At 32.1% G+C, this 18,868-nt stretch carries 16 protein-coding genes and 1 riboswitch; of the genes, 10 read left to right on the plus strand and 6 right to left on the minus strand.

Annotated elements, in window-relative coordinates:
- The first annotated feature begins 740 nt into the window (after positions 1-740).
- On the plus strand, positions 741-2,834 hold the full coding sequence (locus CPJCM30710_RS07785; RefSeq protein ID WP_212903612.1) for a glutamine synthetase III family protein: 2,094 nt from the start codon (positions 741-743) through the stop codon (positions 2,832-2,834).
- Positions 2,835-2,880: 46 nt separating this feature from the next.
- Here CPJCM30710_RS07785 and CPJCM30710_RS07790 read toward each other — a convergent pair whose 3' ends face one another.
- The 3 genes from CPJCM30710_RS07790 to carA form a co-directional block, all read right to left on the minus strand.
- Positions 2,881-3,150: a hypothetical protein gene (locus tag CPJCM30710_RS07790; protein WP_212903613.1), complete on the minus strand. Its 270-nt coding sequence runs from the start codon at positions 3,148-3,150 to the stop codon at positions 2,881-2,883.
- Between the two features lie 439 nt (positions 3,151-3,589).
- Positions 3,590-6,802 (minus strand): carbamoyl-phosphate synthase large subunit, encoded by a 3,213-nt coding sequence (gene carB / locus CPJCM30710_RS07795; RefSeq protein WP_212903614.1) that lies wholly within the window; start codon positions 6,800-6,802, stop codon positions 3,590-3,592.
- A gap of 119 nt (positions 6,803-6,921) precedes the next feature.
- On the minus strand, positions 6,922-7,971 hold the full coding sequence (gene carA / locus CPJCM30710_RS07800) for a glutamine-hydrolyzing carbamoyl-phosphate synthase small subunit (RefSeq protein WP_212903615.1): 1,050 nt from the start codon (positions 7,969-7,971) through the stop codon (positions 6,922-6,924).
- 1,204 nt (positions 7,972-9,175) lie between these two features.
- Between carA and CPJCM30710_RS07805 the strand changes: the two genes are divergently transcribed.
- On the plus strand, positions 9,176-9,694 hold the full coding sequence (locus CPJCM30710_RS07805; RefSeq protein WP_212903616.1) for a hypothetical protein: 519 nt from the start codon (positions 9,176-9,178) through the stop codon (positions 9,692-9,694).
- A gap of 160 nt (positions 9,695-9,854) precedes the next feature.
- On the opposite strand, the gene CPJCM30710_RS07810 is transcribed toward CPJCM30710_RS07805, so the two are convergent.
- Positions 9,855-10,478 (minus strand): DNA-3-methyladenine glycosylase, encoded by a 624-nt coding sequence (locus tag CPJCM30710_RS07810; protein ID WP_212903617.1) that lies wholly within the window; start codon positions 10,476-10,478, stop codon positions 9,855-9,857.
- Between the two features lie 124 nt (positions 10,479-10,602).
- On the minus strand, positions 10,603-11,352 hold the full coding sequence (locus tag CPJCM30710_RS07815; RefSeq protein WP_212903697.1) for a DUF438 domain-containing protein: 750 nt from the start codon (positions 11,350-11,352) through the stop codon (positions 10,603-10,605).
- A gap of 162 nt (positions 11,353-11,514) precedes the next feature.
- On the opposite strand from CPJCM30710_RS07815, the gene CPJCM30710_RS07820 reads away from it, so the two are divergent.
- From CPJCM30710_RS07820 to CPJCM30710_RS07850, 7 genes are all read left to right on the plus strand, one after another.
- On the plus strand, positions 11,515-11,787 hold the full coding sequence (locus CPJCM30710_RS07820) for a cupin domain-containing protein (protein WP_212903618.1): 273 nt from the start codon (positions 11,515-11,517) through the stop codon (positions 11,785-11,787).
- Positions 11,788-11,840: 53 nt separating this feature from the next.
- Positions 11,841-11,943: riboswitch (TPP riboswitch) on the plus strand.
- Between the two features lie 193 nt (positions 11,944-12,136).
- A complete protein-coding gene (gene thiS / locus CPJCM30710_RS07825) occupies positions 12,137-12,328 on the plus strand; it encodes a sulfur carrier protein ThiS (protein WP_212903619.1) in 192 nt (63 codons plus the stop codon).
- Between the two features lie 2 nt (positions 12,329-12,330).
- Positions 12,331-13,137 (plus strand): sulfur carrier protein ThiS adenylyltransferase ThiF, encoded by an 807-nt coding sequence (thiF, locus tag CPJCM30710_RS07830; protein ID WP_212903620.1) that lies wholly within the window; start codon positions 12,331-12,333, stop codon positions 13,135-13,137.
- A gap of 49 nt (positions 13,138-13,186) precedes the next feature.
- Entirely contained in the window at positions 13,187-13,960 is a 774-nt protein-coding gene (locus CPJCM30710_RS07835; protein ID WP_212903621.1) for a thiazole synthase, read from the plus strand.
- Position 13,961: 1 nt separating this feature from the next.
- On the plus strand, positions 13,962-15,071 hold the full coding sequence (gene thiH, locus CPJCM30710_RS07840) for a 2-iminoacetate synthase ThiH (protein WP_212903622.1): 1,110 nt from the start codon (positions 13,962-13,964) through the stop codon (positions 15,069-15,071).
- A gap of 12 nt (positions 15,072-15,083) precedes the next feature.
- A complete protein-coding gene (gene thiC / locus CPJCM30710_RS07845; protein WP_212903623.1) occupies positions 15,084-16,394 on the plus strand; it encodes a phosphomethylpyrimidine synthase ThiC in 1,311 nt (436 codons plus the stop codon).
- A gap of 1 nt (position 16,395) precedes the next feature.
- Positions 16,396-16,995, plus strand: a complete 600-nt coding sequence (locus CPJCM30710_RS07850; RefSeq protein WP_212903624.1) for a thiamine phosphate synthase — start codon at positions 16,396-16,398, stop codon at positions 16,993-16,995.
- Between the two features lie 38 nt (positions 16,996-17,033).
- On the opposite strand, the gene CPJCM30710_RS07855 is transcribed toward CPJCM30710_RS07850, so the two are convergent.
- Positions 17,034-17,945 (minus strand): bifunctional helix-turn-helix transcriptional regulator/GNAT family N-acetyltransferase, encoded by a 912-nt coding sequence (locus CPJCM30710_RS07855; RefSeq protein WP_212903625.1) that lies wholly within the window; start codon positions 17,943-17,945, stop codon positions 17,034-17,036.
- A 477-nt stretch (positions 17,946-18,422) separates the two neighbouring features.
- On the opposite strand from CPJCM30710_RS07855, the gene CPJCM30710_RS07860 reads away from it, so the two are divergent.
- Positions 18,423-18,857, plus strand: a complete 435-nt coding sequence (locus CPJCM30710_RS07860) for an Hsp20/alpha crystallin family protein (RefSeq protein ID WP_212903626.1) — start codon at positions 18,423-18,425, stop codon at positions 18,855-18,857.
- Positions 18,858-18,868 lie beyond the last annotated feature (11 nt).

Consider the following 18,868-nt stretch of genomic DNA (forward strand, 5'->3'; position numbering starts at 1 on the left):
AAGGCAAAGGCGCCTTCGCTCTTATCGGCGAAGGTGCCTTTTTAATTAGTTAAAAATTTAACAAACCTGTTAATAAAACATATTTTTTAATATTATTATAGTTAAATATCATTCAATGGGCATAATATATGTGATATATATTAGTAAAAACCTTTAATATGAAGGATTGAAAAATAACTTGTTTCATTTACCATTTTTGTCCATATTAATTTACAATAAATCATAAGAGATTTTTATCTATACTAATTCTAAAAAATACGAATTTTTATATGTTCATACATCTTGATTTTTAATAATTTTAAATGTTTACATTTATCACATATCAAAACATTAAACCATATAAATCTTATTTATATCAAATTCATTGACAGTATGTAATAATTATAATAAAATTTTTGTATAATTATAATTGTGCGAATATTGATTTCTATTTTTATATTAATATTCGTAATTCATTAAAATTAGTTACATAAGTAAAAGAAATAACAGTATATCACAATTGTAAAACAATTGTGAATAATGCAATTTTCCTTAAAAACTTATTGTCCATAACAACAAAAATAAGTAAAATAGTAATCAACCAAAATTTATATCATAATCTAAGAATAAAATCAATATTCTTGTAGACAGTAACCTTTATGGATTATAAATTAATTTAATCCATATAAAGTGAAACAATAAAATAAATAAGAACTAAAAGGATCTTATTTTACTTCTTAAATATGAAAGGAGACTATTAAATGAGCAATTTAAGCGAAATTTTTGGTTCAAATGTATTTAATGATTCTGTTATGAGAGAACGTCTTCCAAAAGCTACATACAAAGCTTTAAAAAAGACAATCGAAGAAGGAACTGCTCTTCAAGCTGATGTAGCAGAAGTTGTAGCAGCTGCAATGAAGGATTGGGCTATTGAAAAAGGAGCTACTCACTTTACTCATTGGTTCCAACCAATGACTGGTATTACTGCTGAAAAGCATGATTCCTTTATCAATCCAACTCCAGACGGAAAAGTAATATTAGAATTCTCAGGAAAAGAATTAATTAAAGGTGAACCTGATGCATCATCTTTCCCTTCAGGCGGACTTAGAGCTACTTTTGAAGCTAGAGGTTATACTGCATGGGATTGTACTTCTCCAGCTTTTATAAAGGACGGATCACTATGTATTCCAACTGCATTCTGTTCTTATAAAGGAGAAGCACTTGATAAGAAAACTCCTTTACTACGTTCAATGGAAGTTATATCAAAGCAAGCTATGCGTGTTTTAAGAGCGCTTGGTAATACTACTTCACAAAAGGTTATTACAACTGTAGGTCCAGAACAAGAATATTTCTTAGTAGATAAAAAGACTTATGATCAACGTAAGGACCTTATATTCACTGGAAGAACATTATTTGGTGCAAAGCCTCCAAAGGGTCAAGAACTTGAAGATCATTACTTCGGAACTATAAAACAAAGAGTTTCTAACTACATGAAAGAAATAGATGAAGAGCTTTGGGCACTTGGAATTTCTGCTAAAACTAAGCACAATGAAGTTGCTCCTGCTCAACATGAGCTAGCTCCAATATTCAGCACAACAAATATAGCAACTGATCACAACCAACTTACTATGGAAATCATGAAGAAGGTTGCATTAAGACATGATCTTGTTTGTTTACTTCACGAAAAACCATTTGCCGGTATAAATGGGTCAGGTAAGCATAACAACTGGTCTATGGCTACTGATGATGGAATAAATCTTCTTGAACCAGGAAAATCTCCACACGAAAACCAACAGTTCTTAGTATTCCTTGCTTCTGTTATAAAAGCAGTAGATGAATATGCGGACTTATTAAGAGTATCAGCTGCTAATGCTGGTAATGATCATCGTCTAGGTGCTAATGAAGCTCCTCCAGCGATAATATCAATATTCTTAGGAGATCAATTAACAGATATATTAGAACAAATAGAAAAAGGTAATGCTACATCTTCAAAGTCCTCTAGCAAATTAACTATAGGAGTTACTACACTTCCTGCTCTTCCAAAGGATGCAACTGATAGAAACAGAACTTCACCATTTGCATTCACTGGAAACAAATTTGAATTTAGAATGGTTCCATCTTCAGCTTCTATTGCTGGTTGTAACTTCGTTTTAAATACAATTGTTGCTGAAGTTTTAAGCCAATTTGCAGATAGACTAGAAAAAGCTGCTGATGTAGATGCTGAAACACAAAAGATTCTGACTGAAGTTGCTAAGAACCATAAGAGAATTATATTTAATGGTAACGGTTATTCAGAAGATTGGGTAATTGAAGCTGAAAAGAGAGGTCTTCCAAACCTTAGAACAACTGTAGAGTCTATAAAAGCTTTAATTGATGAAAAGAATATTAAAGTAATGGAAAAACACGGGGTTTTAAGCAGAATAGAAATGGAATCTCGTTATGAAATTCAACTTGAAAATTACTCTAAGACTATAAACATTGAAGCTTTAACAACACTTGAAATGGCGAAACGTGAAATATTACCTGCTGTTATTAAATTCGCAACAAGTCTTGCAGGATCTATAAACGCTATAAATGCAACAGGTATAACTGCAGATGTATCAGCACAAGCTGAATTATTAACTGAAGTTTCATCATTAACAGCTTCATTAAAGAAGAATATTCAAGCTCTTGAAGAGTCAGTTGAAAAAGCAGATAATCTTCATGGAGATTCTTACGAACAAGCTGCTTTCTACAGATTTGATGTATTCGAAAAGATGAATATCTTAAGAGCAGATGCTGACAGACTTGAAACTATAGTTGATAAAGAATTCTGGCCATTACCAACATATGCTGAAATGTTATTCAACATATAATAGCTTAAAAACCTGGTGTTAACACCAGGTTTTTTTATACTATTATTTATAAAGCAATATAATTCTTGCTAAATATTTCAAAAGAATAGAATTCTGTTCCTACGAAGGGATTATTATTTATTATCATTTCTGCCTCTTTTAAATTGTTAGCATGGAAAATAAATGTCCCTCCATTTTTATTATGTGTTCCACCACATAGAAGATACCTTGGTATATTCATTTCTCTATATTTGGCTGTCATATCCTTAATTATTGTTTTACTATTATCATCAAGCTTATAACTTATCCTTACAAAAATGCCAGCATTTTTTTTCATACCAATGACCTCCTTTCTTCTCTTGATTACTTACTAAATATATATTTATAAACCATTAATATTATTCCCTTAAACCAATCAATAAGACCATTAAATATATACCTATCCTAATAAAACTGTGCAGGCATCGAGGTTACTTAAGATACACAACTTCAATTCTTAAATAATTCATGAAAATAACTTCGATATACAATGCTCTTGCTAAGGATATATAAGTTCAATCATTAACGAATTTTAGGAAAAATATTCACATTCAATACTTTTCCTAAAATTCTTATTCAATTATGAACTTATATATGTAAATTATAAATTTCACCTATAAAGTTATGTATCTATACCTTGAGCTAGATTTCACTTCTTAAAATACCAGTAAATAAAATAGAGCATGAAATCCTGTTAAATTTCATGCTCTAATATTATAATTCTAAATAGGTATACTTTAAATTGATTTACCTAGGTCATAAACCTCTAAGTCTGTTTCTTCAACTCCACTCTTCTTAACTTCTGCCATAGCCTTGAAAGTATCTAATGCTGTTATAACACCTATATTTCTTTCTATAGCAGCTCTTCTTATATGGAAACCATCCCTCTTAGAATCATTACCCTTCGTTGGAGTATTAACTACTAAATCAACTTCTATATTCTTTATAACGTCTATTATATTTGGATGATCTTCTTTAAGCTTTCTAACCTCTTGAGCATCTATTCCAGCTTCTTTTAAAAGATCTGCTGTTCCTTTTGTAGCCATGAACTTAAATCCAATGTCGCTAAGTGTTTTAGCTATTGGTAAGAACTCTTTTTTGTCATGTTTCTTTATAGTTGCAAGTATCGTTCCTTTGTTTCTTACTGGATACGCATTTGCTGCAATAAAACCTTTGTAAAGTGCTTCCTCAATAGTTCTTCCTACTCCTAAAACTTCTCCAGTAGATTTCATTTCTGGTCCTAATGAAACTTCAACCCTTGGTAATTTTTGAGTAGAGAATACTGGAACCTTAACTGATACAAGTTCCGGCTCTTTATATATTCCTACACCATAACCTAAATCTTTAAGTTTTTCACCAAGCATTACTCTTGTTGCTATATCAACAATTGGAACTCCACTAACTTTACTTATATATGGTACAGTTCTTGATGCTCTTGGATTAACTTCTATAACATAAAGTTGTCCTTCAAACTCTATGAACTGGATATTTATCATTCCCTTTATTCCTATAGCAAGGGCAAGTTTCGTAGTATAATCAAGAACCTTATCCCTTATATATTGACTTACATTTTGACTTGGATACATTGTTATACTATCTCCTGAGTGAACTCCGGCTCTTTCAAGATGTTCCATAACACCTGGAATAAGTACATCTTGACCATCAGATATAGCATCAACTTCTATTTCTCTTCCCATTAGATACTTATCTATAAGAATTGGATTCTTTTTATTCTTTTCAAATGCATTTCTTAAATAGTACTTAAGCTCTTCTTCATCATAAGTAATTTCCATACCCTGTCCTCCAAGTACGTAAGATGGTCTTACAAGTACTGGGAATCCTAATTTTCTAGCCTCTTGTACTCCTTCTTCTAAAGACCATATACCTTTACCCTTTGGTCTTGCTATATTAAGCTCTTCTAAAAGAGCATCAAATTTTTCTCTATCCTCTGCCATATCAATTTGATCTGCTGTAGTACCTAGAGTTGGTATACCTTTCTCCTTTAGGAAATCGGCAAGCTTTATGGAAGTTTGACCACCAAATTGAAGTATTACTCCATATGGTTTTTCCTTGTCAATGATATTTAATACATCTTCTTCAGTAAGAGGCTCAAAATATAACTTATCTGATATATTGAAATCCGTACTTACTGTTTCTGGGTTATTATTTACGATTATTGTTTCTATACCAAGCTTTCTTAACGCTATTACACAGTGTACAGAAGCATAATCGAACTCAATTCCCTGCCCTATTCTTATAGGACCTGAACCTATTACTATTACCTTCTTCTTATCTGAAACTTCTACTTCATCATACATTTCATAAGTTGAATAGTAGTATGGTGAAAGCGCTTCAAATTCTCCTCCACAAGTATCAACCATCTTGTAGGATGGATTAATGTTCCATATAGTTCTTAGCTTGTAGATATCATCTGGACTTACTCTAAGCATATCTGCTATACCTTTATCTGAGAAGCCTCTTTTCTTAAGTTTATATAACCATTCCTTATCAAGATCATCAATTTTAGAAAGTCTAAGTCTTTGTTCTTCTTGTACAATCCACTTAAACTTTTCTAAGAAGAATGTATCAACTCCAGTTATTTCAGCTACCTTATCTACCCTATAGTCTCTTCTAAGCATTTCAGCTAAAGCAAATATTCTTTCATCATCTGGTGTTACAACCTTCTCCTTGAGTTCTTTCATACTAAGTTCTCTAAACTTAGGGAACTCCAAAGAGTACTTTCCTATATCCAATGAACGTATTCCCTTTAAAAATGCTGACTCAAAGTTACTCCCAATAGACATTATTTCTCCAGTGGCCATCATCTTTGTTCCTAACACTCTATCTGCCCCAGTGAACTTATCAAAAGGCCATTTTGGAATCTTGACTACTACGTAATCTAATGATGGCTCAAAGCATGCATAAGTCTTTTGAGTTACAGCATTCTTTATCTCGTCTAAACCATAACCTAAAGCTATCTTAGCAGCAACCTTTGCAATTGGATATCCTGTTGCCTTTGAAGCAAGAGCTGAAGAACGAGATACTCTTGGGTTTATTTCTATTACTGCATATTCAAAGGATTCTGGATTTAAAGCAAGCTGTACGTTACATCCGCCCTCAATACCAACTGCACTTATTATTTCCAAAGATGCACTTCTAAGCATTTGATATTCTCTATCTGAAAGAGTTTGGCTTGGCGCCACAACTATACTATCACCAGTATGTATACCAACAGGGTCTATGTTTTCCATGTTACAAACTGTTATGCAGTTACCGTAACTATCTCTCATTACTTCGTATTCAATCTCTTTCCAACCCTTAACACTCTTTTCAAGAAGTACCTGACCTATAGTACTTAACTGAAGTCCTGAAGCAAGAGTTTCCCTAAGTTGTTGTTCATCATTAGCTATTCCGCCACCTGTTCCTCCTAGGGTATAAGCTGGTCTTACTATCACAGGGTATCCGATCTTTCTAGCAAATTCTACTCCAGCTTCTAGATCTGTAATAATTTCACTTTCAATTACAGGTTGGTTTATTCTTTGCATCATAGATCTAAATAATTCTCTGTCTTCACCCTCTTTAATTGATGCAATGGAAGTTCCTATAACTTTAACGTTATACTTATCTAAAATTCCCTTATCATTAAGTTCAACAGCTAGATTTAAACCTGTCTGTCCTCCCATACCTGTAAGTAATGAATCTGGTCTTTCTTTCGCTATAACCTTTTCCACGAACTCTACAGTTAAAGGTTCAATGTAAATCTTATCCGCTACTTCTTTGTCAGTCATTATCGTAGCAGGATTTGAGTTTACAAGTACAACTTCTATTCCTTCTTCTTTTAAAGCTTGACATGCTTGCGTTCCTGAATAGTCAAATTCTGCTGCTTGCCCTATAACGATTGGACCTGAACCTATTACTAATACCTTCTTTATATCTTTATTTAATGGCATATTTACTACCTCCTAAACCGCTTCTTTCATCAACCGTTCAATTCTTTTTTTGTTATAAGCATCTCACTGTAATCAACGCTTAAAATAAGTCAATTATGTACATACTTTATTTATGTATCTTATAGTGCATATTTCATAAATTCATCAAATATATATTCACTATCCTTAGGACCTGGGCATGCTTCTGGATGGAACTGAACTGAGAATATTGAAAGTGATTTATGTCTCATTCCTTCATTTGTTCCATCATTCAAACTAACATGAGTTTCAACCATATCTTCAGGTAACACATCTACATAATATCCATGATTTTGAGAAGTGATGTGCACTCTATTATTTACTAAGTCCTTAACAGGGTGGTTGCATCCTCTATGACCAAACTTAAGCTTCTTTGTCTTTCCACCAAGGCTTAAAGCTAAAAGTTGATGACCTAGGCAAATTCCAACCATTGGTTTCTCTCCTACCATCTTCTTAATATTTTCTATTGAACCAGTTAAATGTTCTGGATCTCCTGGTCCATTTGATAAGAATACTAAGTCTGGATTTACACTTAAAACTTCTTCCGCTGAAGCAGTAGCTGGGAATACTGTAATTCTGCATCCTCTTTCCATAAAGCCTCTAATAATATTTTGCTTTATTCCAAAGTCCATAATCGCTACATGCTTTCCTTCTCCTGCAATTTCATATTTTTCTCTTGTAGTTACCTCTAAAACAGCTTCTTTAGTTGAGAAAGAACTTATCTTTTTATCTGCATCTTCATGTAAAATATCTTCAAGAGTAATGATACCCCTCATCACTCCATTATTTCTTAATATCTTAGTTAAAGCTCTTGTATCTATTCCTTCTAATCCTATAATCTTATTTTGCTTTAAATATGTATCTAATTCTAATTCACATCTAAAATTACTTGGATGATCGCACTTTTCTCTTACAATAAAACCCTTAACCTTTGGTGAATTTGATTCTCCATCTTCAAGGTTCACGCCGTAGTTACCTATTAAAGGATAAGTCATTGTTACAATCTGTCCGTAATAAGATGGATCTGTCATTACTTCTTGATATCCAGTCATTCCTGTATTAAATACGACTTCTCCAACACTTTCTTTTAAGTACCCAAAGGCCTTGCCTTCAAATATCATTCCATTTTCAAGTATAAGCTTTGCTTTCATTTTAGTCCTCCTTAAATTCCTTTAGAAAAAATACACTTTATACTAAACAAGAGGTTCCTGCTGATTTTTTAGTAATTATATATATGATAAGTAAAAACTATAAATATTAAACTCCAATGTATAATTATTAAACCACACTGTATATTTATACGTCAATTCTTAAATTATATTTTTTACTTACAATTAATGCAATTTTTTACAAAATAAAAGGGCATTAGAAGATTAACTATTAATTATATTAATCCCCTGAATGCCCTACGTATGTACCAACAGAATTTTTACTAAACAAAGCTATAGAATTTTTCACATGACAAAAAAAATACGCCATAGTACATACCCCTTTCTGGCCTCACGGGACCAATTTAAAGTGTATTTTTATTTTCTATTATTTTGTTGTTTTCTTATATCCTATTCTAGTTTATACAGTAAAATGTGTCAAGTGATTAATACAGACTAATACTTGAAATATTTAGATAAAGGTTTTGCTAAATAAAACACCTCTATGTATTTTCAGGCATAGAGCCTTAATTTTTTAATTTTTTTCATATACTCTTTAAAAACCAAAAAAAATGATTAAAGATTATCCTTTTATGGGTAATCTTTAATCATTACAACATTACATTATACCTTTACCTATCTGTTTTGTTCAGCCTGTTTTTTCTAATCTTAAGAAATAGTTATTCACTTTTCTTCATGTTGTCAGCACTTAATTCCTCAATCTAAACAGCTATTGCATCTTTTAGTACAGAAAGTATATCTTAAGCAACCTCTATAACTTTAAGAATTACTTCGCTTCTTTTCTACTGAGTCTATTGGAGAAGCTTTAAATGAATAACTGGCTTAACATTTTATCCTTTTTTATATGTGTCCTATTGAAGTCTCCTATATTATTATCTATCATTAAGCTTTTGTCAATGCATATATATTAAAATAACTATAAAAAGCATGTTTTTTGGTTTTTTCTTTAGTAAGATATAAATAAATTTAATGCATAACTTAACCTTTTAAAAATAGTATCAATTTTATTCCTTACCAAGAAAATTTAATTTTCATGATAACTGTATAAATATACAATACTTGTATTTTCTATAAGTTTAATTGGATAAATACTATTGTTTATAATAATATTCATCACTTTTATTGTAACTTAAACAATATAAACTTCATATTCTTATAAAGAGATAAATTTTATAGGAGATCTTTTATGCTATTTTTTGAAGAATACAATGATAATTTTTTCTATCCCAATAGTCAGTTTAGATTTTTTAATGACGGAGAAGATATAGACGAAGTAGGTGAATATGAAGTTGACTTAAATTATACCTACGCACCCATTTATGAGAACCCAGCAGAAGATAGAGCATTTCAAGGAAGACAACTTCCACCACCTCCACAAGCAAATATACCACCTGTAGCTCCTCCACCCTCTTTTCTACCATCTAAAACTGATAAAAATGTAAAAACTTTAACAACACAAGCTTATCCAGGTTATCCAAGTCCAGGTTATCCAGGTCAAGGTCCTTCACCTCAATTTGTTAGCCCCGGCTCTATAAGACCATGTCTTTATAAGTTCACTTATATATGGCAGAGGAATGGTCGATCTTATTGGGCATACCCTACTCGTATTGATAGACGCTCAATTTCAGGCTGGAGATGGTTGGGCTGGAGATGGGTTTACTTTGGAGTAGATTTAAGACGAATTGATAGCTTTATTTGTTATTAAAAATACTTAATAATAAAAATTTAACTAAACCTCCCTTATGGGAGGTTTAGTTCCTAAAAATAATATATATAACCTAAAACTTTATAATAATAAATAACTACCTTTTTTAGTACCTACTATCTCTTAATATAGTCAAAGATTTATTATAAAAAATCAATTGCTACTTTTTTGATACCCAATGGTTTCCCTTAATATAAAATCTCCAGGGAAAATGAATTGCTTCCTCTGCATAATCTATTCCTATTCTTGTAGTCTCTACCATTTCAATCGTTTCAAGTGTATATTTCGAAGATGGTTCTTCTAAATATAACTCTTCATCAGAAGTCATATCATCCCAATTATTTTCTTTTGTAATAGAAAATGCTATGCAGAGTTTACCAGGGCCATTGGTTAAAGACTTCAATTGAGCTTTTGTAAGTTCTCCAATATCTTTTTTAAACCTACTTTTAGCCATTTCATCTAATCCTTCTAATGGTTCTACTGCCCTTATAAGCACCCCTTGAGCATCTCCCTCTTCTTTAGTTATAACATTAAAACAATTATACATTCCATATATAGAAAAAACATATGCTATTCCAGGTGGTCCATAAAGTGGTTGAACCCTGGGTGTTTTTCTTCCCCCATAAGCATGACTAGCTTTATCTATTGCACCAATATAGGCTTCTGTTTCAACAATCCTTCCCTTAAGTTTTGTTCCATTGATTTTACGGACAAGTATCTTACCTAATAGTTTCTTTGATACTTCTATTGCATCTTCTGAAAAGAACTCCTTACTCAATTTCATATTAATCTCCTTGTTTACTTAATAACATTATTTTTATTTTACAAAAATGATATTAAATTTTGACTAAACATGAATTAATATAAATTACACTATAGAACTTAAAGGATACCTTTCATAATTATATTTATGGAGTAAATGGACAGTATCCAATTTCATCACATTTAACCTTCATTTCATCCCATAGGTCACCTTCTGTAATTGAATCTATAGCAGTAGGATATAGTATATGATTCTCCTTAAATATGTGGTCTCTTAAATTAAACACTACATATTTTGCAGCATCATTTAACTGTTCTTTAAAATCACTAAAATCCATTTTCTTTACCTTTGAGGCAAGTTCCTTAATTGAATGTTTTCTAGATCTTAAGTCCTCATGCTCCATTCTCATGATTCTAGTAGGCCCTGTAATGTTTCTCTTTTCAAGCTCAGCAAATAAAACTCTTTCTTCTCTCTGATGGTGGTTTTCAGCTTGTATAATGTTATCTATAACATATATAAGTTTATTAAATTCTTCTGCACTTTCATCATATTTATTCATTTTCTGAATTCTAACATTTAACTCTTCTAGTTTAGTTAAGAACTTTAATATTTCCTCATGTTCTTTTATCATTGTATCAAGAACATGACCAGACTTTACTCTCGACTTTAACTTTTCAAGTTCTCCCTTTAAAACCTCCATGTGTATATCACATAGATTTCTTAAGTCCTCTGGATGTAATCCATTCTCTATAAGCTTTTGCTCAGCCATCGAAAGTTCTAGTGGAGAAATATCTTGCACTAACTCTAAAGCTTGTTTTCTAACCTCTTGTGTTGGTTCCCCTTTATTTAATCTATCAAGTATCTTTACTAAATTATCTATTTTATTCATCTCAATACCCCCAATAAAGTTATTTATCAATCATTACTACAACCTTATTATAGGTACTTATCTCAAATAATTATGTGATTCAAATCAAAATCAGTAAAGATTATATTAATATTCCTACGTTTAGTAGGTATAATAAATATATAACCACTAGGTGAAAGGAGCCTTTTTATGAGCAAGATTTGGATTAAGAATATATCTCTTGAAGATGCAAAGAAGGAATATGGAATAGATAGCTGGTCTGAATGGAAATGTGAGATTAGTAGCTTTCCTTGGTATTATGATGATACTGAAATCTGCTATATCTTTGAAGGTGAAGTAGTGGTGACTACTGATGAAGAAAGAGTAACCTTAAAACCTGGAATGATTGTAACCTTTCCTGCTGGCTTAAGTTGTACTTGGGACGTTAAAAGCGCTATTAAGAAAGTTTATAAGTTTCAATAAAATTTGTAATTATGATATTATTGCTGTATAATAAACATATTGGAAAATTAAATAATTTTTGCTAGGGGTGCCATTTGGCTGAGAGGAGCTATTCTGCTCTAACCCTATGAACCTGATGTGGTTAAAACCACCGTAGGGAAGCAACCAGCTTTAAAACGCTATATATATACATTTATATATTGCTATAAAAAGGCTTGCTCTACGCAAGCCTTTTTTCTTTTATCTAATAAGTCATATATAAACAATTCTATATTAACGATAACTAATATTACTTAGCCTTATCAATGCTATTATTTAATAAATATTAAAAATTAATATTCCAAAATAATAATAGAAAGGAGAATACATCATGATAATCAATGGTAAAGAATATCAATTTAAAGACATCACTATAAAAGAAGTTCTTAAGGAATTTAATCTTAATGAAGAAAAAGTTGTGGTCGAAGTAAACTTTGAAATTATACCTAAAGAACAATACGGAAATTTTATTCTTAAGCAAAATGATTCTCTTGAAGTTATAAGCTTTGTAGGCGGAGGTTAAAAATGAGAATACTTTTTAATGAAAAGGAACTTTTTTTACAAGAAGATGAAAGTGCATTTATGATTAAAGAAAAATATAAACCTGACGGTGACTTAGTTATCTACAATGGATTTCCTACACAAAAGGATGTAAATCTTAAGGATGGAGATAGGGTAACCGTAATAAAAAGAGGAGAAGTTCCTTCAAAGGATGAACTAGAAAGTCTTATGATAGCAAGACATACTCCAGGAGTATTTGAAGCTATGAAAAAAGCGATAGTAGGAATTGCTGGTGTTGGTGGATTAGGTTCAAATATTGCTATCTCATTAGCTAGAGTAGGTGTTGGAAAACTTATTTTAGTAGACTTTGATGTAGTAGAACCTTCAAATCTTAATAGGCAGCAATACTTCGTTGAACATATAGGCATGTATAAAGTAGATGCACTAAAAGAGCTTATAAGTAAAATTAATCCATTTATAGAGATTGAAACTCATAAAGTGTTCTTAAATGAAGAAAATATTGAAGAGATATTCAAGGAGACTTCTGTAGTAGTTGAGGCTTTTGATAAAGCCGAAAATAAGGCAATACTCGCTAATACAATACTTATAAAGTGTCCAGAAAAGTTTTTTGTAGCCGGCTCTGGTATGGCAGGATATTTTTCTTCAAACCTAATTAAAAGTAGACGAGTTAGCAGAAGGTTCTTCCTTTGTGGAGATGAAGAAAATGAAGCTAAGATAGGAAATGGACTTATGGCACCAAGAGTGGGAATAGTAGCTAATCATATGGCAAATACAGTAGTAAGAATCTTATGTAATGAATTAGAACCATAATTTTTAGTATTTAATATTAAAGTTTCAAATATGAAAAGGGGGCAAAAACATGGATGAATTTAAAATTGGAGGAATCACCTTAAACTCTCGTATTTTTGTTGGTTCAGGAAAATATAGTTCAAATAAATTAATACCAGAAATTTTAAAAGAATCTGGTTCACAAGTTATTACTTTAGCTGTTAGAAGAGTAGACTTTGATAACCCACAAGAGAACATATTAGAACATGTACCAAAAAATACAATACTTCTTCCAAATACCTCTGGGGCAAGAACTGCTGAAGAGGCTGTGAGAATAGCAAGACTTGCAAGAGCTATGGGATGTGGAAACTGGGTAAAGATAGAAGTAATTTCTGATTCCAAGTACCTTCTTCCAGATAATCAAGAAACATTAAAGGCTACTGAAATTCTGGCGAAGGAAGGCTTTGTTGTCCTTCCTTATATGAGTCCTGACCTTTATACAGGAAAAAGACTTGTAGAGGCTGGTGCAGCTGCAGTTATGCCTTTAGGTGCACCTATTGGAAGTAATAGAGGACTAAAAACTAAAGAGCTTATAAAAATAATGATTGAGGATATAAATGCTCCAATAATCGTAGATGCTGGCATTGGTAGACCTTCTCATGCTATGGAAGCAATGGAAATGGGTGCTGCTGCTGTACTTGTAAATACAGCTATTGCTTCTTCAAAAGATCCTGTAGGAATGGCAAAGGCCTTCAGAATGGCTGTAGAGGGTGGTAGACTTGCTTACGTTTCAAAACTTGGCGCTGTATCTGAAGCAGCTAATGCATCATCTCCTTTAACTGGATTTTTAAAGGCTGGTGAGTAAAATGAGTTTTTACAACTTTATTAAAAAGTTTAAAGACTTTGATTTCGATGGATACTTTAAAAAAGTTACCTTAGAAGATGTTAGGAAAAGTATTTACTCAGATAATCCTACATATGAAGATTTATTGAATCTTCTCTCTCCTGCTGCTGAGAATACTTTAGAAGAAATGGCTCAAAGAGCAAATAAGCTTACAGAACAATACTTTGGAAGAACTATATTACTTTATACTCCTATGTACCTTTCAAACTATTGTTCAAATAACTGTATCTACTGTGGCTATGGTATAAAAAATAAAATTCATAGAAAAAAACTTACAGATAAGGAAATATATGAAGAAGGAAAATCTATATCAGAAATGGGCTTTAAGCATCTTCTAATTTTAACAGGAGAAAGTGAATATCACACTCCCACAGATTACTTAATAAATTCTGTAAGAATTCTAAGAGATCATTTCCCTTCTATTGGCATAGAGGTAAATCCACTAAGCGAGGAAGACTATAAGACTCTTATTAATGAAGGGGTAGACGGATTAACTGTCTATCAAGAAGTATATGACGAAGAAATTTATGATAAAGTTCATATAAGTGGTGGAAAAAAGGACTATAAGTTCAGATTAGATGCACCAGAAAGAGGTGCAAAAGCTGGTATGAGAACTGTATCTATAGGTGCTCTTCTAGGTCTTAATAAATTTAGAAGCGAGGCATTTTTTACTGGGATGCATGGAAAATATCTAAGGGATAAATACCCTGATGTTGATATAACTTACTCCACACCTAGAATTCGTCCTTTTGGAGGAGAGTTCAAAGATATACATGATGTAAGTGATAGAAACCTTGTGCAAGTAATTTTAGCTTATAGATTACTTTCTCCTAATTCAGGAATAAACCTCTCTACAAGAGAAAATGGAGCACTTCGTGAAAATCTTATTCCTCTTGGTGTTACCAAACTGAGTGCTGGAGTTTCTGTTGCTGTAGGTGGACATTCTCTGGAAGAAGATAACGCTGGTTCTACTCAATTTGAAATATCTGATGATCGTTCTGTTGAAGAAATAAAAGAAATGCTTAATAATAAAGGTTACCAGCCAATATTTAAGGACTGGGTAAGATTTTAAGGAGGATTTGACATGAATTATACAACTCAAATGGATGCTGCTAGAAAAGGTATTATAACAAAAGAAATGACAGTAGTTGCAGAAAAGGAAAATATGGATGTTGAAGCATTAAGAGAACTTGTTGCTGAAGGTAAAATTGCTATACCTGCAAACAAGAACCATCAGTCTTTAAGCGCAGAGGGTGTTGGTCAAGGTCTTAGAACTAAAATCAATGTAAACTTAGGTATATCAAAAGACTGTTGTGATATTGACAAGGAACTTGAAAAAGTAAGAGTTGCTTTAGATATGAAAGCAGAAGCTATTATGGATCTTTCAAACTATGGAAAAACAGAAGGTATGAGAAGAAGAATTGTAGAAATGTCTCCGGCTATGATCGGTACTGTGCCAATGTATGATGCTGTTGGCTTTTATGATAAAGAGCTAAAAGATATTACTGTTGATGAATTCTTTAAAGTAGTTGAAAAGCATGGAGAAGATGGTATAGATTTTATAACTGTTCATGCTGGATTAAATAGAGAGGCTATAGAAACTTTTAAGAGAAATAAAAGAGTAACTCATATTGTTTCAAGAGGCGGTTCTCTTCTATTTGCATGGATGGAGCTTAACAATGCTGAGAATCCATTCTTTGAGCATTATGATAGACTTTTAGATATTTGTGAAAAGTACGATATGACTATATCATTAGGTGATGCTGGTAGACCTGGTTCTACAGCAGATGCTACTGATCCATTACAAATTAAAGAACTTATAACTCTTGGAGAACTTACAAAAAGAGCATGGGAAAGAAACGTGCAAGTTATAATAGAAGGACCAGGCCATATGGCTCTAAATGAAATTGAAGCAAACATGTTACTTCAAAAGAAACTTTGTCATGGTGCCCCTTTCTACGTTTTAGGACCTTTAGTTACAGATGTTGCTCCTGGATATGACCATATAACTTCAGCTATAGGTGGAGCTATAGCTGCAACTTACGGTGCGGATTTCCTTTGCTACGTTACACCTGCAGAGCACTTAAGATTACCAGACCTTGAAGATATGAAGGAAGGAATCGTAGCAGCAAAGATTGCCGCTCATGCAGCTGATATAGCAAAAGGAATCAAAGGCGCTAAAGAATGGGATAAAGCAATGAGCAAAGCAAGAGCTGACATTGATTGGGAAACAATGTTTGACCTTGCTATAGACCCTGTAAAACCAAGAAAATATAGAGAATCATCAACTCCTCACCATATGGATAGCTGTACTATGTGTGGAAAGATGTGTTCTATGAGAACTATGAAAAAGATATTAAACGGTGAAGATATCAACCTTTTAAGAGAGGATTAATATGATTTACCTTATTACTAATAGAAGTATTTGCGGAGATGAAAAACTAGAAAAAGTTATAGAATCTGCCTCTAAAGCAGGAGTTGAGAGGATAATTCTAAGAGAAAAAGACTTAAGTTCTAAAGAACTCGAAGAACTATACTTAAGTATAGAAGCTGCTATCCCCAGCTCCACCAAAATACTCATTAATAGTAATATTGAGGTAGCAAATAAAGTTGGGGCCTTTGGAGTTCAGCTTCCTTTTAAGATTTTTATGGATCTTAAGGAAGATTTTAAAGGGCAAATTGGGGTGTCTGTTCATTCCCTTGCAGAAGGTGTGCAAGCACATAGAAAGGGATGCAGCTATCTTTTAGCCTCTCATATCTTCCCTACTACCTGTAAAGAAGGACTTGCTCCGAAGGGTCCTTCTTTTATAAAAGAACTTACAACCTTAGTGTCTACTCCCGTAATTGCATTAGGAGGTATACTTCCTTCCAACTGTAATGAAGTAATGAAAAATGGTGCTCATGGAATTGCAGTTATGTCTACAATACTATCAGCTAAGGACATTGTTAAGGTAGTAAATGATTATTCAAGGGCTATGAAAGGTTATACTCAATAGCCTTTTTTCTTTAATAAAATTAAATTTAGAATACCTTTTTATACAAAATTTTTCACATATATATTCTTATATGTATTTATAAAAGAAGATTTTTCTATTATGATTGGAGTAACTGGTTCCCCATAAAACTCTACAGCTTTTCCTACAACTTCACATCCAAATTGTTCTAACATTTTTACAGTTATATCTTTGGCTTCTATAAAGATTTTTTCAGCACCGAGATTAAAAGTTTCATTTATTGAAAACATGGCTATTTTCTTGCCTATGCCTAAGCCACGCAACCTTCTATCAACTGCAAATCTTCCCCAATGCCATTCATTTTCTTCAATCCAACTAGCAGCTATCCCAATAATCTCTTCTCCAACTCTTGCACACCACCAAATCGGCATTAAGTCTTCCTTTATAGGCATTAATTCTTCAGGAATGTTTTGCTCATAAGTAAAAACTTCAGTTGCTAGTTTAATAGCATCTTGCAAACAATTTAATGGAATTCTTTCCAGTATTATTCGTGAATCATTTTTATTAAGATTCTTTTTTAAAGCAAGCATATGAAATGCTCTCAGAGATTCAATAAGAGAACTTAATATATCTTCATCGTAAGAGTTGAAAATCTCACTAATAAATTTGTTGGCTTCAAGATCTGCTGTTTCCATAGCCTGTATACCTAGCGGTTGAATGTCAACGCACTTCATTCTTTTATCAATATTTGACTGTTCTACTTTAACATAATATTTAGATGCTAAATTATTGAGAATTCTACTTAGGGATGCTTTATCAGTTCCTAATTGCTGCAATAGTTCACTAAAAGGAGTTATTCCATTTTTCTTAAGATAACTTAGTACATGAACTTGAGCTAATGTCATACCTGAGTTAAGACAGTTATGGCTAAGTAACCCTAATTCCCGTATCATTAATCTTAATTCTTTTCTAATAGCTTCTATTTCATTCATACTTAACACCTCAATTTGTTGATAGTATCAACAAATTATACCACTCTAATAACAAGCGTACAATAACTAAATACATATAACTTAATAACTAAATTGTTTAGGTATTGAAGTGGTTTATCTTTAAAAACAAACAATTTTTAATATAAATTATACAAGTAAATAGTGATTTATAATCCAGCATTATCCCTTAGAATATATAAATTCCTAGTTTATATTGTGTTATATAGAACACAATATATAGTGTAAGATGTTGATCAACTTTTACAATGGGTATGCAAGTTTATACTAAACTAAAGCTTCACAAAAAAAGCATTAAATACATTAAGAAAACTTGTATATCCTTGATAAACAAGTTCATAGATAATCTAATATTTGGACAAAAGTGCTGAAAGCCTAGGCTCTTGCCAAACTTATTAGTAATTGAGCTTGTTTATCTTAAATAAACATCAAAGATTTGTGAAGAAGGAGGAGACTGGGATGTTTAGAATAGTTCCTTATAATAAACGCTCAAATGGGCTGTTAACACATAGCTTTGATGATTTATTTGGAAATTTTTTCGACGTAAACTTTGCAGACAGCATAAGAAATGGTTCGGACTTCAGAGTTGATATGAAAGAAACAGACAACAGTTATCTTGTAGAAGCAGACCTGCCTGGAGTTGAGAAAGGTAGTATAGATATTGATTATGCTAATAACTACTTAACTATTAAGGCCGTACGAAAATCTGAAAGTGAAAACACTACGGATAATTTCATAAGACAAGAAAGATTGTATGGCGAATTTAGAAGGAGCTTTTATGTGGATAATATAGACGAATTTAACATAAAAGCAGCCTTTAATAATGGAGTATTGAGCATAACTTTACCAAAGAAGCATACTGGAGCCTATAAAAAGAAAATAGACATACATTAGATGCTTTTCAT

The organism is Clostridium polyendosporum (assembly GCF_018332455.1).
Classification (GTDB): Bacteria; Bacillota; Clostridia; order Clostridiales; family Clostridiaceae; genus Clostridium_AY; species Clostridium_AY polyendosporum.

Excerpts from the sequence above, each read along its gene's own strand:
- CPJCM30710_RS07820 (WP_212903618.1), top strand. The coding sequence starts at position 11,515 with ATGAGCAAGATTTGGATTAAGAATATATCTCTTGAAGATGCAAAGAAG.
- CPJCM30710_RS07785 (WP_212903612.1), top strand. The coding sequence starts at position 741 with ATGAGCAATTTAAGCGAAATTTTTGGTTCAAATGTATTTAATGATTCT.
- CPJCM30710_RS07855 (WP_212903625.1), bottom strand. The coding sequence starts at position 17,945 with ATGAATGAAATAGAAGCTATTAGAAAAGAATTAAGATTAATGATACGG.
- CPJCM30710_RS07810 (WP_212903617.1), bottom strand. The coding sequence starts at position 10,478 with ATGAAATTGAGTAAGGAGTTCTTTTCAGAAGATGCAATAGAAGTATCA.
- CPJCM30710_RS07835 (WP_212903621.1), top strand. The coding sequence starts at position 13,187 with ATGGATGAATTTAAAATTGGAGGAATCACCTTAAACTCTCGTATTTTT.
- thiH (WP_212903622.1), top strand. The coding sequence starts at position 13,962 with ATGAGTTTTTACAACTTTATTAAAAAGTTTAAAGACTTTGATTTCGAT.
- thiS (WP_212903619.1), top strand. The coding sequence starts at position 12,137 with ATGATAATCAATGGTAAAGAATATCAATTTAAAGACATCACTATAAAA.
- thiF (WP_212903620.1), top strand. The coding sequence starts at position 12,331 with ATGAGAATACTTTTTAATGAAAAGGAACTTTTTTTACAAGAAGATGAA.
- carA (WP_212903615.1), bottom strand. The coding sequence starts at position 7,971 with ATGAAAGCAAAGCTTATACTTGAAAATGGAATGATATTTGAAGGCAAG.
- CPJCM30710_RS07860 (WP_212903626.1), top strand. The coding sequence starts at position 18,423 with ATGTTTAGAATAGTTCCTTATAATAAACGCTCAAATGGGCTGTTAACA.
- CPJCM30710_RS07850 (WP_212903624.1), top strand. The coding sequence starts at position 16,396 with ATGATTTACCTTATTACTAATAGAAGTATTTGCGGAGATGAAAAACTA.
- carB (WP_212903614.1), bottom strand. The coding sequence starts at position 6,802 with ATGCCATTAAATAAAGATATAAAGAAGGTATTAGTAATAGGTTCAGGT.
- thiC (WP_212903623.1), top strand. The coding sequence starts at position 15,084 with ATGAATTATACAACTCAAATGGATGCTGCTAGAAAAGGTATTATAACA.
- CPJCM30710_RS07790 (WP_212903613.1), bottom strand. The coding sequence starts at position 3,150 with ATGAAAAAAAATGCTGGCATTTTTGTAAGGATAAGTTATAAGCTTGAT.
- CPJCM30710_RS07805 (WP_212903616.1), top strand. The coding sequence starts at position 9,176 with ATGCTATTTTTTGAAGAATACAATGATAATTTTTTCTATCCCAATAGT.